The following is a 12853-nucleotide window of genomic DNA, read 5'->3' on the forward strand; positions in this document are numbered from 1 at the left end:
TGTTACCGCCTAAATTAATTTTAATTTTTTTAGTGTAGCAAAAGCAGCGTGTTGTTCGCTTTCTTTTTTGTTTTTTCCGTCCCCTTCACCCATGTCTTTGTTATTTATTACAACTTTTGAAGTAAACACTTGATCGTGTTCCGGACCTTTTATTTGAACTAATTCATAAGAAAAGTCTTTTATGTTTTTTGAGTGAATATATTCTTGAAGCAATGTTTTATAATCATAAGTAAGTTTTCCGTCAATTGCCTTTTTTGTTATGTCAGAAAGGAGTTTAAGAGCAATTTTGCTTACTGTTTCGTAGTCGCTGTCTAAATATATTGCTCCAAGCACTGCTTCAAAGCAATCTGCAATGATATTTTTCTTATATTTGCCTCCGCTTATCATTTCTCCTTTTCCAAGAAGAATAAATTCTCCAAGGTCTAATTTTTCGCTTGCTATATATAAAGAATCCGCACAAACGATTAATGCTCTAAGTTTTGTAAGAACGCCTTCTTTATCTTTTTTTAGTGTATTATAAAGATATGCTCCCACGCATAAATCAAGCACAGCGTCTCCCAAAAACTCAAGTCGTTCGTTGTTTTCGAGATTTTTGTTTTCATTGCTTTTTGATGAATGTGTAAGAGCAACTTTAATTAAATCTTTATTGTTAAAAGTATAACCAAGTTTTTGTTCCAATTTATAAATTTTATTTTCCATTTTCTCCCTCGTAAACCATGTAAAAAATTACAGAAGTTTCCTTTAATTTTTTAAATAGTTTAAGGCTCCTTTACGGAGCCCTTTTTTATTTTTATAGTGATTCTAAATAATCAACAACATCTTTAACTGTTTTCATATCTTCAAGTTTATCTTCTTCTATTTCGATACCGAATTCATCCTCGAAGTCAGCTATTAATTCGATCAATGTTAAAGAGTCAACGTCCAAATCATCAGTAAAAGAAGTATCCATTGTAACGGCTTCTTCACTTACTTCTAACTGCTTTACAATAATGTCTCTGACTTTTTCAAAAATCATTTACAATAAACCTCCATACATTTACTTAATATTATATATATACTTATATCATATATTTTCTATTTAGCATAGATATTTTTTATTTTTTCTAAAACTTCGTTTTCTTCAAATTTTATGGCTTGTTTAATTGCGTTTTTAAAAGCTATTTCATCTGAGTTTCCATGAGCTTTTATTATTCCTCCGTTTACTCCAAGAAGGGGAGCACCACCGTATTTTTTAGATGAAAGTTTGCTTAATTCTTCGTTTAAAACGCTTTTTGCAAGAACATAACTTAATTTTGTTTTTGTATTTGTTAAAAATACATCTTTTAGTATGTCCTTCATTAAATTTCCCATACCTTCAATTGTTTTTAATATAATATTTCCCGTAAAACCATCACATACTATAACGTCGTTGTCGCTGTTCATTATTTCAGTTCCTTCAACGTTACCTACGAAGTTAATTTTTTTGTTGTTTTTTAATATTTGATGTATTTCCTTATATAGTTTATCGCCTTTTTCTTCTTCTGAGCCTATGTTTGCAAGAGCAACTTTAGGGTTTTTAACTCCCATTACGTTTTCCATATAAATGCTTGACATTGTTGCGAATTGTTCTATATAGTCGCTGTTACAATCTGCATTTGCACCGCAGTCCATTAAAAGTACAGGTTTCTTTCTTGCAGGTAACACTGCTCCAAGGGCAGGTCTTTTTATTCCTTTTATTCTTCCTGTTACTAAAACTCCCGCAGATAAAACAGCGCCTGTGCTTCCTGCTGTAACCAAAACACTGTTACGGTCTTCTTTGATCTTGTTTGCTGCAACAACAAGTGAAGATTGCTTTTTCCTTCTTATGGCAAGTGCGCTTTCATCATGACATGTAATTTCTTCAGGAGCATGGATAATACTTATTTTATCCATACTTAAGTTGTTGTCTTCAAATACTTTTTTTATTTTTTCTTCGTGTCCTACCAAAGTTATTTCTCTATCAAATTCTTTTACGGCAAGTACGGCACCTTTTACCATTGCATCCGGTGCATAGTCCCCACCAAAAGCATCTACGTATATCATATTTTTATACCTCTTTTTTTTATAATTATATTCTATAAATTATATCATAAATTTTTTTTCTTTTCTATATTGTGAGCATGCATTAATAATGTATATTTATGCATAATGAAAATAAAGTGTGTTTTATAGGTGTTATTAAGGTTATCAAGTTTTCCACAACTTATCAACAGATTGTAAAAAAGTAGCATATAACCACCGGTTTTTATATATATGAGGTATATTAAATATCTTCTTAGTTATTTATATTCTTCCTCTGTATTTATTATTTAAAGGAACAAAAAATCCTTTTATAATAGGTATTTCGACAATTTAATGAATACAAAAAGTAAGCTATCGGACTACAAAAAATCAGTTATATAACTACAAAAAGTAAGTTTTTATTATAAAAATATTCTTTTTAAAAAATCTTTAAGTAAGCTATAAAGATACAAAAAGTAAGGCTTTTAAATACAAAAAGTAAGTAGGCATTTTTCGTAAAAAACCCTTTAAAAAAGCCATGTTAAGTTGAAAAACATAGAAATATGCTCTTTCAAATTAGAAAAATAACGATAAAACGTATAAAATAGATTTTAATAGCAATAAATTTTAATAATTTACCTAATTATAAACATGCAAAAAGAGTATTTTTATTTACATTACATTTTTAGGATTTAAAATATCTTTAAAGTGTATACAAAAAGTAAGCAATTTTTATTTAAATTAACATTAAAAACTACAAAAAGTAAGTTAAAAATGTACAAAAAGTAAGTGTTTTTTATAATAAATTTAAAAAAAGTACAAAAAGTAAGCAGAAAGTATACAAAAAGTAAGTATAATTTATAAAATTTTTGTTAAAGAGTACAAAAAGTAAGTTGTGTTATACATGAGTATTAAAGTGTATACAAAAAGTAAGTTAAAAGTATACAAAAAGTAGGTTATTTTTATAATAAATTTAAAAAGAGTACAAAAAGTAAGTTGTTTTTGATAATAATTTAATAAGTGTATACAAAAAGTAAGTATGGGTTTTTTCCGTTTTGAAAAAAGGTACAAAAAGTAAGTTAAAAGTATACAAAAAGTAAGTTGTTTTTGTTGACATTTTTTGACAAGTAATGTAAAGTATTAAAAGTGTATACAAAAAGTAAGTAGTAAAGATATAATTGAGGATTTAGAATGAGCGAAAAAAATGATTTAATCAATTTGGAAAACAGTTTTGTAACGCAGGTTACAATGCTTAACGTTGTTGCCGAGGCAAGATATGATATGCCTTTGGTTTCTCAGAAATTATTTATAGAAGCACTTTCCAGAGTCGATATTGACAGTGATGATTTTTCAGTTATAAGAATAGGGCTTAGTGAATTTGCAAAAAGAAACAACGTAAACAAGGATTATCTTTACAGAGAAAAGGAGAATATTACATCTAAAACCCTTACTGCTCAAATAATGATAAAGGATTTAGATACTGACAGCTACACCCAAAAGAATTTATTCTCTCAGTGCAGTTATAAAGACGGACAGTTTATTTTTGAATTCTCTGAAAAAATGAAGCCGTATTTTTTAGATATATATTCTAAGGGCGGTTATTACTTTAAATTTATAAAAGAATATATTTCAAGATTCAAATGTAAATATACAATGAAACTTTATCTTCTTTGTCAGTCAAATTTATATAAATGTCAAAGAAATCAGGAAGTTAGTTTTTCTCTTGATACTCTGAAGAGTTTTTATGATATAAAAGGAGGGAAATATTCTTCTTATAGAAATTTTAATGAGAGAGTATTAAAACCTGCTTTTGAAGAGATAAACGAAAAAACAGATTTGAACGTTGAGTATATACCGGTAAGAACCAGCGGAAGAAATATTGATAAAATCATTTTTAACATAGTAAGTAAAAAACTACTTGAAAATGCGAAGTATACTGTTACTGACAGTACATTCAATAATTTCCTTGATTTTATTAATTATGATAAAGATGAAGATAAAAATATAAACAATAAAGTAGAAATGTTTAAAAACTGGCAGGAAAATTATGATATATATTTGATTTTCTATGTTTCCGAAAAAGCAAAGAAACTTGCAAATAAAAATATTTTCAGTTATATAGACGTAAGCCTTAAAAATACATACTTAAAAGGATATAACGTATATGAAAGTTTATTTGGAAAACATGAAGAACAAACTTATATAATGACAAATTCCGAAACAGAGTCATTTGGAGATAATATGTATATAGATTATCTTTCAAAATTCGATAAATATATTGCAGATAATGAAAATACCGCACAAGATATTTATAATAATTGGAGAAAAAATGTAAGAAAATCCTTTGATAATGCTCTTAAATTCTGCAATGACATAATGGTTAGCATAGATGAAGAAGACGAAAATATTATCTTAAACGTAAGAGACAGAATAAAACAAAACGATATTATGTCAAATGAATTTTTTGAAGTTTATACTGATATAACTTCAAAGGTTAATTATATAAAAGATTATATTAGTAAGAGCGGAATGAACATAAAAGAGGGAATGGAATTTTTAAATGGTATCAGTATGGAAATACTAGACCCTACACTTGAAGATGTATATTTTAAAATAGTATCTTTAAATGAAAAAGAAAAAAAGCTAAAAAAGAAAAAAATATCAAAAGCTTAGGAGAAAGAAATGAAAGAAGAAATTTTAATAAAAGCAATGATAGAATATAATAAGCATGACCCTAAAAGAATACAACATCTAATAAAAGTCCACTCTCTTTCAAAAACAATAGGAGTTTTAGAAAATATAGATAAAAAAGATTTATTTATTCTTGAAACTGCTGCAATTTTACATGATATAGGAATAAAAATAAGTGAAGAAAAGTATGGAAAATGCAGTGGAAAATTGCAAGAAAAAGAAGGTCCAAAAGAAGCAGAAAAAATGCTTGAAAAGTTTGGATATGACAGAGAAGTAATTGATAGGGTATGTTATTTAATAGGAAATCATCATACTTATGATAATATTGACGGAATTGATTATCAAATTTTAGTAGAAGCAGATTTTTTAGTTAATATATATGAAGATAATCTAAACAAAGAAAGTATAGAAAATATAAAGAAAAAAATCTTTAAAACAAAAACAGGAATACATTTTATTGAAAATATGTATTAAAAAAAGCACCATATGGTGCTTTTTTTATTTATTAGTTATTGATTAATTTGTCGCCTTCATCATTCCAGCTGTATAGTTTACGAATTTCTTTACCTACTGATTCTGATGGATGTTCAGCAGCTAATTTTCTCATAGCTTTGAAGTGAACTTGTCTTCCTGCTGGTGACATATCAAGTAAGAATTCTTTTGCGAATGAACCATCTTGAATATCAGCAAGAACTTGTTTCATAGCTTCTCTGCTTTCTTTTGTAATAATTTTCTTTCCTGTTATGTAATCACCGTATTCAGCAGTGTTAGAAATAGAATATCTCATTCCTTCGAAACCTGATTGATAAATTAAGTCAACGATCAATTTCATTTCATGGATACATTCAAAGTAAGCATTTCTTGGGTCGTATCCAGCTTCAACCAATGTTTCAAAACCTGCTTGCATTAATTCACATAAACCACCGCAAAGTACTGCTTGTTCACCGAATAAGTCAGTTTCTGTTTCAATACGGAATGTTGTTTCAAGAACACCTGCTCTTGCTCCACCGATACCTGCTGCATATGCAAGTGCAAGATCTTGAGCTTTACCTGTTGCATCTTGTTCAACAGCGATTAAGCAAGGAGTACCTTTTCCTTCCAAATATTCAGAACGTACTGTATGACCTGGAGCTTTTGGTGCAATCATTGTTACATCGACATTTTTAGGTGGGACGATACATCCGAAGTGGATATTGAAACCATGTGCGAACATTAACATGTTGCCTTCTTCCAAGTTTGGTTCGATATCTTTTTTATACATATCAGCTTGTTTTTCATCGTTGATTAGAATCATGATAATATCAGCTTTTTTTGCAGCTTCTGCAGCTGTATATACTTTAAGTCCTTGTTGTTCTGCTTTTGCCCAAGATTTTGAGCCATTGTAAAGACCAACAATTACGTCACAACCTGAATCTTTTAAGTTTAATGCATGTGCATGACCTTGGCTACCGTAACCGATAATAGCGATTGTTTTACCGTCCAATAGTCCTAAATTACAATCTTCTTGATAAAATATTTTAAAATCACTCATTTTAAAAAACCTCCATATTTGTATGACAACGTATTATCACTTGTATGATGTTTATTTTAAATGGTATTCCTAATATTGTCAAGACTTTTCTGAAAATTTTAAAAAATTTTTATTCCAAGCTTTATTACTGTATATTTTATTATAATTTATTTTAATAAAAAAAGACTTCATATATTTGAAGTCTTTAAAGTTCTTCTGTCCAAAAAGCATGATGCAAATGTATGGTAACCGCACTTTTTAATGCTTCTGAATCTCTTTTTTTTAGGAAATTCATTATCATAGCATGGTCTTTGTATGCATCTTTTGCAATAATGTCAAGATTATAGTTTAGGGCAAATGTTTTTTCTATTGTTTGTGTAAGTACTGGCATAAATGAACTTATAAATTCGTTGTGAGATGCTTTTATTATTGCACAGTGAAAGTCATTTTCCGATTTTATTCTTTCTTTTGCCGTTGGATTTTGCAAAATTAAATTTTGACATTTTTCTCCAAGTTTTAATATTTCTTCTATTTCTTTGTCGCTTGCTCTTTTACATGCAAGGGCAGCTGCACTTGGTTCGAATATCATTCTTGTTTCATATAAGTCTCTAAGGGTAATCTTCATATCCGTAAACGAATTTATCCCCATATCGTTTTTTGCGTATCTGTTTAAAGTATCATTTACGAATGTTCCTCTGCCTCTTTGAACATCTAAAATACCTTCTGAAACAAGAGTTTTAACAGCTTCTCGAAGGGTAGAACGGCTAACTCCCAGTTTTTTTGAAAGGGAATTTTCGTTTGGCAGTTTTTCTCCTGTTTTATATATTTTTTCTTTTGTAATTAAATCTCTTAATTTATCAGCAGTTATTTGTGTTAAGTTCTTCTTTTCTTCTTGCATGATATTTCTCCGAAAACATTAAGTGTATATTGATTATAAGTAACTTGTCTGATGTTTGTCAAGAGTTATCATACAAATATTTATATTAATACATTATAAATACCTATCATAATAGGAATTGTAATAATAGATAAAAGTGTCGTTAAAACATAAAGACTGCTTGAATATTTTGCATCTAAGTTGTATAGCTGTATCATTGAAGTAACCGTTGCACAGGAAGGAGTAACACATGCAAGATAAACTATCATTAAGATATTTTTTCCGTCTATAATATAACTCGATGCATTTGTTATATATAATAAAAATAATGTAATTAAAGGATATATTATAAGTCTTAAGAAACATATAAAATAATATCTTGTTTTCTTAAATAGATTTATTATGGAAACTTCTCCCATTACCATTCCGGCTATTAACATTCCAACAGGTCCCATCATAGAGCCTAGCGTATCTACGGTATCAGTTATAATACTTGGAAGATTTATTCTAAATATAAATATCAACATTCCTATAAATATAGAAATAATATTTACATTTAAAATTATTTTCTTTATTTCAATTTTCTTTATTCCTTTAAGAAGGCTGTTACAATGTGTCCAAAGAAGTATTAGTTGAACAACAATAAAAGCACAGGAATATATTACATATTCTTTTCCTAAAATGGAACTTATAAGAGGAATAACCAATATCCCCGCATTTGTATAAATTATATTTACTTTTTCCGCTACATTAAAATTAAATATTTTATTTAACAGTGATGTAAGAATGATAAAAAGAATATGAACCAATATAGAAATTATAAATGCAAATATTAAACCTGTTTTTATTTTTTCATCATATTCAATCATAAATGAGTTTATTATCATACAGGGAGTTAGAAGATACACAAGTATTGCGGATATACTCTTGCTATCGTCTGATTTTAATACTCCTGCTTTTACGATAATATATCCTAAAAACATTATTATAAAAAGTTCTAAAATTTCTTTTGCTAAAATTAAACTAATATCCATGTTCTGTCCTTTTTTAATTAAATATAGTTAAAGTATAGTATAAATAAATAATCTTTAAAAGATAAAAATAAAAAGTCTTTACTTTAAGTAAAGACTTTAATTTATATTTTTTTGAATTTTGCAACTGATGCCATGAATTTTTTTATTCCTGTTTCAGGGAATGCTGCTGTGATTTTCATGTCATCTCCGCTTCCTTCAATGCTTACAACAGTACCTTCTCCCCATGCATTATGGTCTATTTTGTCTCCCGGGCTAAGTTTTTCGTCAAATGTATTGTTTTGTTTAAAAAGATTTTGTGTTTGTCTTATTGTATTTGCATAAGGGTCATACATCTTTTTAACATTGTTATTAATAATTTCTTTTTCCTTATTTGATTCTTTTATTGCACTGATTCCTTCAATAAGTTCATCGGGAACTTCAAGTAAAAATCTTGAAGGATTTCTCATTTCGTTTCTTCCGTAAACTCTTCTTGTTTCGGCTGAAGACATATAAAGTTTTTTTCTTGCTCTTGTTATTCCAACATAGCAAAGTCTTCTTTCTTCTTCCATTTCGCTTTCTTCGTTTACGGCTCTGTATGTAGGGAATAAATTTTCTTCCATTCCCGGCATAAACACAATGTTAAATTCAAGTCCTTTTGCATTATGAAGAGTCATAAGCAGTACCTTAGAGCTGTTTTCATCATAAGAATCAACTCCCGCAACAAGTGCTGCATTTTCAAGGAAAGCTTCAAGAGAACCATCTTCTTCGTTATTTTCAAAATCTCCCGCAGCATTTACAAGTTCGTCTAAGTTTTCAAGTCTGTTTTGTGCGTTTTCAACTTTTCCTTCTTTAAGCATTTGTTCGTATCCGCTTAAGTGAATTGTGTTTATTACAGTATCCATTAAAGAATTTTCTTTTGCTATTCTTCCAAGTTCTTCCATTGTATCTTTAAATAAAGTAAGTTTTTCTTTTACGCTTCCTTTAAATAAAGGGCAGGTGTCTATATCTTTTATAACTTCATACATGGATATGCCTTTCATGAAAGCATAATCTCTTATTTTTTCTATGCTTGCAGGACCTATTCCTCTTTTTGGAGTATTGATTACTCTAATAAATGCAATATCATCTTTTGGATTTACTAAGAGTTTTAGATATGCAAGAATATCTTTAATTTCCATACGGTCATAGAATTTTGTTCCCGCAACAATTTGATAAGGGATATTTCTTCTCATAAGACCTTCTTCAAGTACACGGGATTGTGCGTTTGTTCTGTATAAAATTGCTATGTCACTATATGGAATGTCATGATATTCATTTAAGCAGAATATTTCCCTGGCAATAATTGAAGATTCTTCCAGGTCTGAATTTGCATGAAGATATTTTATGATTTCTCCTTCTTCATTATCGGTAAACAAAGTTTTACCCATTCTCTTTTTATTATGCTCGATTACACCGTTTGCGGCATTTAAAATATTCTTTGTACATCTGTAATTTTGTTCAAGTCTTATTATTTTGGCATCTTCAAAGTCATCTTCAAACTCTAAAATATTTCTTATTGATGCACCTCTCCAACCGTAAATACTTTGGTCATCATCACCGCATACACATATATTTCTGTGACCTTCAGCCATTTTACTTATTATTGCATACTGAGAAATATTTGTATCTTGATATTCGTCTACAAGAATATATTTGAATCTATTTCTATATTTATTTAATACTTCAGGACATTTCGCAAAAAGAATATTTGTATTTAAAAGCAAATCATCAAAGTCCATAGCATTTGCACTTAAAAGTCTTTTTTGATATTCACTGTATATTTGTGCAATTCTTGCTTCTGTATATCCTTCGTCAAAATCTCCATGCTCGTCCATGTAGTCGTCGCTTGTTTCAAGATCGTTCTTTAGTAAAGAAATTTGAGCTTTAACGCTTTCTACCGGAAATTCTTTATCTGAAATATCAAGCTCTTTAAGTATTGTTTTTAAAAGTCTTTTTGTATCATCATCGTCATATATTGAAAAATTACTTGTAAACCCTAGATTATCCCCTTCCATTCTTAAAATTCTTGCACAAATTGAGTGGAATGTTCCCATCCATATATCAGAAGTGAAAGGAATCCCCATTGAGTCAATTCTTTCCCTCATTTCTCCTGCTGCTTTATTTGTAAATGTAAGAGCAAGAATTTCCCAAGGTTTTGCATATCCATTTTCTATTATATAAGCAATTCTATGAATTATTGTTCTTGTTTTTCCGCTTCCTGCTCCCGCAAGAATAAGAAGAGGTCCGTTAACACAGGTAACGGCTTGTTGTTGTTTATCATTTAACATACTAAGTAAGTCCATTTTCATTCTCCTCGTAAGATATTAAAGGAAGTGTTATTATAACATCAGTTCCTTTATTTTCAATGCTTTCAATGTTTATATTTCCATTTAAGTTTGTAACTATCCATTTAGCTATTGGAAGACCAAGTCCGCTGCCATTTTTTCTTTTGCTTCTGGCTTTGTCTACTCTGTAAAATCTTGTAAAGACTTTTTTGATTTCTTCTCTTTTCATTCCAATGCCTTGGTCTTTAACTTTAATTGTAATATTATTTTTTGCTTTATCTACTTTTAAAGCCACTATAATGTTTGTATTTTCATATGAATAATTTACCGCATTGTCTAAAAGTATCATCATAAGCTGTGTAAACTTATCTTCATCAACATTTGCGATAACTTTATCATATGAGCAGTACATATAAGCTCTTATTTGTTTTTTTATTGCAATAGGTTCTATTTTTTCTATTGCGTCTTTTACAAGGTGTACTATATCACATTCTTTATTGTTAAATGGGATTTGACCTAAATCTGCTTTTGAAAGAGTAAGCAAATCTCCAACCATTTTATCCATTCTGTTTATTTCACTTTTTGCATATTCAAACCACATTTCCTGTGATTTTACCGTTTCGTCTTCGTTTGTTTGTATAAGTTCAAGATTTGTTTTAATTACCGCAATAGGTGTTCTTAACTCATGGGATGCATCAGCGATAAATTGTTTTTGATTATCTATTGTATCTTTAATTGGAACCAAAGCTCTGTCGGCAGTGTAAAATCCTCCAAGAAGAGATATAATTACGCCCACTATTATTGCAATAATCAAAGCTGAAAGAATTATGTTAAGATTTGAGTTTTGCTCTGTATTATCTTTTGCCATTAAAATAAGCTGCATATTTCCGCTATCGTTAATTACAAGAGTTGTGCAGCTTCTAAATGAGACATTGCCATAAGAATAGTTTGTAAAAACATACTTCCCGTCTTGTTCTTTTATTTCTATGTTTTTATCGTCTGGATCATAGAAATAGCAGTAAGCAATATCCGCAAAAATATTTTCGTCAACGTTCATTTTGCCATAGCTATATGTTTGATTTAAGTTTTCGTCAAAAATAACGATTTTACATTTACCTGCATCAATTTGTTGTTTAAAATATTTTAATTCTTCATTATAAGATAAATCACTTGTATTTTTAAAATTGCTTTTTGTATACCTTTTTGCTTGATATACCATATTAATAAGTTCATTATCGGAAGACTCAGAAAAGGAATAAGATGAAAGCAGGTAAATAAAAGCAGTCATTGAAAGTAAAATGACCAGTAAAACAAAAGTATTTATAAAAATTAATTTATTTTTTATTTTATTTATCATTGTTTTTTTCCTTTAAGGAATAACCAAGACCTCTGTTTGTTACTATTTTTACATCTGCGTCGCTTGATAATTTTTTCCTTAAGTAATGTATATATATTTCAACGCTGTTATCTATTGCATAACTGTCAATTCCCCATACTTTATCAAGTATATAATCTTTTGATAAAACATGGTCTTTGTTTCTCATTAGGGTTTCAAGAAGATTTGCTTCTTTTTTAGTTAAGTTTTCCTTTCTTTCTCCTACCGTAAGAGATGCATCATTTGTGTTTAGGCTTACGTTTCCTATGCTTATTATATTGTCAGAGATACTTCCCTTTCCTCTTCTTGACAAAGCTTTAATTCTTGCTATAAGTTCTTTTGTGTCAAAAGGTTTTGTAAGGTAATCATCAGCCCCAAGGTCCAAACCTTTTACTCTGTCGTCTATATTGTCAAGAGCCGTCAAAAGAAGAATCGGAGTATAGTTGTTTTCTTCTCTTAAAGTTTTTAAAACACTAAGTCCATCCATTTGAGGTAGCATTATATCTAAAACTATAACGTCATATATCATTTTTCTTGCAAGCATTAAACCAGATTCGCCGTCTTCAACGGTATCCGCAAGAATTTGGTTTTTCCCTAAAAGAGCAACCAAAGGTTTAGCCAACGTAACTTCGTCTTCTACAATAAGTACTCTCATATTAATCTTTCCTTTCTGCTTTTAATATTATAATTCATAAAATTAAATTTAACAATTTTTTTTACAATTTTTAATTTTTTAAGGTAGTTTAAAGGTTTTAATCATATAATAATGGCATATAAGGAGAAAAGGGAGTGTTTATATGAAGTGTCCTTATTGTTCTAGTAAAGAAATTGGTAAAATTGGAAGAAAGAAATATTTTTGCAGTAACTGTTTTTCAGAAATAGTAGTTAATTCTGATAAAATGAAAGTAATTTCATTAAATGAAAAAGGTATTGCGAAAGTTATTAAAACTTGTTCAATAGCTGATTAGTATAGATAAATTTAGAAGTACCCCTTAATCCCCTCAATACTTCTAAAAATCTATTACAGATTATATAGTAAAAAGC

Annotated in this window: 12 protein-coding genes; 3 read left to right on the forward strand and 9 right to left on the reverse strand. The window is 28.9% G+C overall.

The genetic code is table 11. The annotated features are described in order from the left end of the window. Nucleotides 1–9: 9 nt before the first annotated feature. The 3 genes from rnc to plsX form a co-directional block, all read right to left on the reverse strand. Nucleotides 10–699: a ribonuclease III gene (gene rnc, locus ACTQYZ_RS01515; protein WP_441415884.1), complete on the reverse strand. Its 690-nt coding sequence runs from the start codon at nt 697–699 to the stop codon at nt 10–12. A gap of 91 nt (nt 700–790) precedes the next feature. Beyond that, nucleotides 791–1015 carry an acyl carrier protein gene (acpP, locus tag ACTQYZ_RS01520; RefSeq protein WP_138269261.1) on the reverse strand — a complete coding sequence of 75 codons (225 nt, stop codon included), beginning with the start codon at nt 1013–1015 and terminating at the stop codon, nt 791–793. Nucleotides 1016–1074: 59 nt separating this feature from the next. Continuing rightward, nucleotides 1075–2061 (reverse strand): phosphate acyltransferase PlsX, encoded by a 987-nt coding sequence (plsX, locus tag ACTQYZ_RS01525; RefSeq protein ID WP_441021046.1) that lies wholly within the window; start codon nt 2059–2061, stop codon nt 1075–1077. Nucleotides 2062–3210: 1149 nt separating this feature from the next. Between plsX and ACTQYZ_RS01530 the strand changes: the two genes are divergently transcribed. Both ACTQYZ_RS01530 and ACTQYZ_RS01535 read left to right on the forward strand, forming a co-directional pair. Then, nucleotides 3211–4692: a replication initiation protein gene (locus tag ACTQYZ_RS01530; RefSeq protein WP_441415885.1), complete on the forward strand. Its 1482-nt coding sequence runs from the start codon at nt 3211–3213 to the stop codon at nt 4690–4692. Nucleotides 4693–4701: 9 nt separating this feature from the next. Then, nucleotides 4702–5184, forward strand: coding sequence for an HD domain-containing protein (locus ACTQYZ_RS01535; RefSeq protein WP_441415886.1), 483 nt, complete (start codon nt 4702–4704; stop codon nt 5182–5184). A 31-nt stretch (nt 5185–5215) separates the two neighbouring features. On the opposite strand, the gene ilvC is transcribed toward ACTQYZ_RS01535, so the two are convergent. From ilvC to ACTQYZ_RS01565, 6 genes are all read right to left on the reverse strand, one after another. Continuing rightward, complete coding sequence (gene ilvC, locus ACTQYZ_RS01540; protein ID WP_441415887.1) at nt 5216–6241, reverse strand: ketol-acid reductoisomerase; 1026 nt, start codon at nt 6239–6241, stop codon at nt 5216–5218. Nucleotides 6242–6425: 184 nt separating this feature from the next. Further along, complete coding sequence (locus ACTQYZ_RS01545; protein WP_138268393.1) at nt 6426–7118, reverse strand: FadR/GntR family transcriptional regulator; 693 nt, start codon at nt 7116–7118, stop codon at nt 6426–6428. A gap of 80 nt (nt 7119–7198) precedes the next feature. Then, complete coding sequence (locus ACTQYZ_RS01550) at nt 7199–8131, reverse strand: AEC family transporter (protein WP_441021038.1); 933 nt, start codon at nt 8129–8131, stop codon at nt 7199–7201. Between the two features lie 101 nt (nt 8132–8232). Then, nucleotides 8233–10452, reverse strand: a complete 2220-nt coding sequence (gene pcrA / locus ACTQYZ_RS01555; protein ID WP_441415888.1) for a DNA helicase PcrA — start codon at nt 10450–10452, stop codon at nt 8233–8235. Continuing rightward, nucleotides 10439–11791 (reverse strand): sensor histidine kinase, encoded by a 1353-nt coding sequence (locus ACTQYZ_RS01560; RefSeq protein ID WP_441415889.1) that lies wholly within the window; start codon nt 11789–11791, stop codon nt 10439–10441. The genes pcrA and ACTQYZ_RS01560 overlap by 14 nt, the downstream gene beginning before the upstream one ends. Next, nucleotides 11781–12464 (reverse strand): response regulator transcription factor, encoded by a 684-nt coding sequence (locus tag ACTQYZ_RS01565; RefSeq protein WP_441021032.1) that lies wholly within the window; start codon nt 12462–12464, stop codon nt 11781–11783. The genes ACTQYZ_RS01560 and ACTQYZ_RS01565 overlap by 11 nt, the downstream gene beginning before the upstream one ends. A gap of 142 nt (nt 12465–12606) precedes the next feature. Here ACTQYZ_RS01565 and ACTQYZ_RS01570 point away from each other — a divergent pair, with 142 nt between their 5' ends. Further along, nucleotides 12607–12777 (forward strand): hypothetical protein, encoded by a 171-nt coding sequence (locus ACTQYZ_RS01570; protein ID WP_171020566.1) that lies wholly within the window; start codon nt 12607–12609, stop codon nt 12775–12777. Nucleotides 12778–12853: the final 76 nt, after the last annotated feature.

This window comes from Anaerofustis sp. LCP19S3_F7, from assembly GCF_052119445.1.
In the GTDB taxonomy this organism is placed as follows: Bacteria; Bacillota; Clostridia; order Eubacteriales; family Anaerofustaceae; genus Anaerofustis; species Anaerofustis butyriciformans.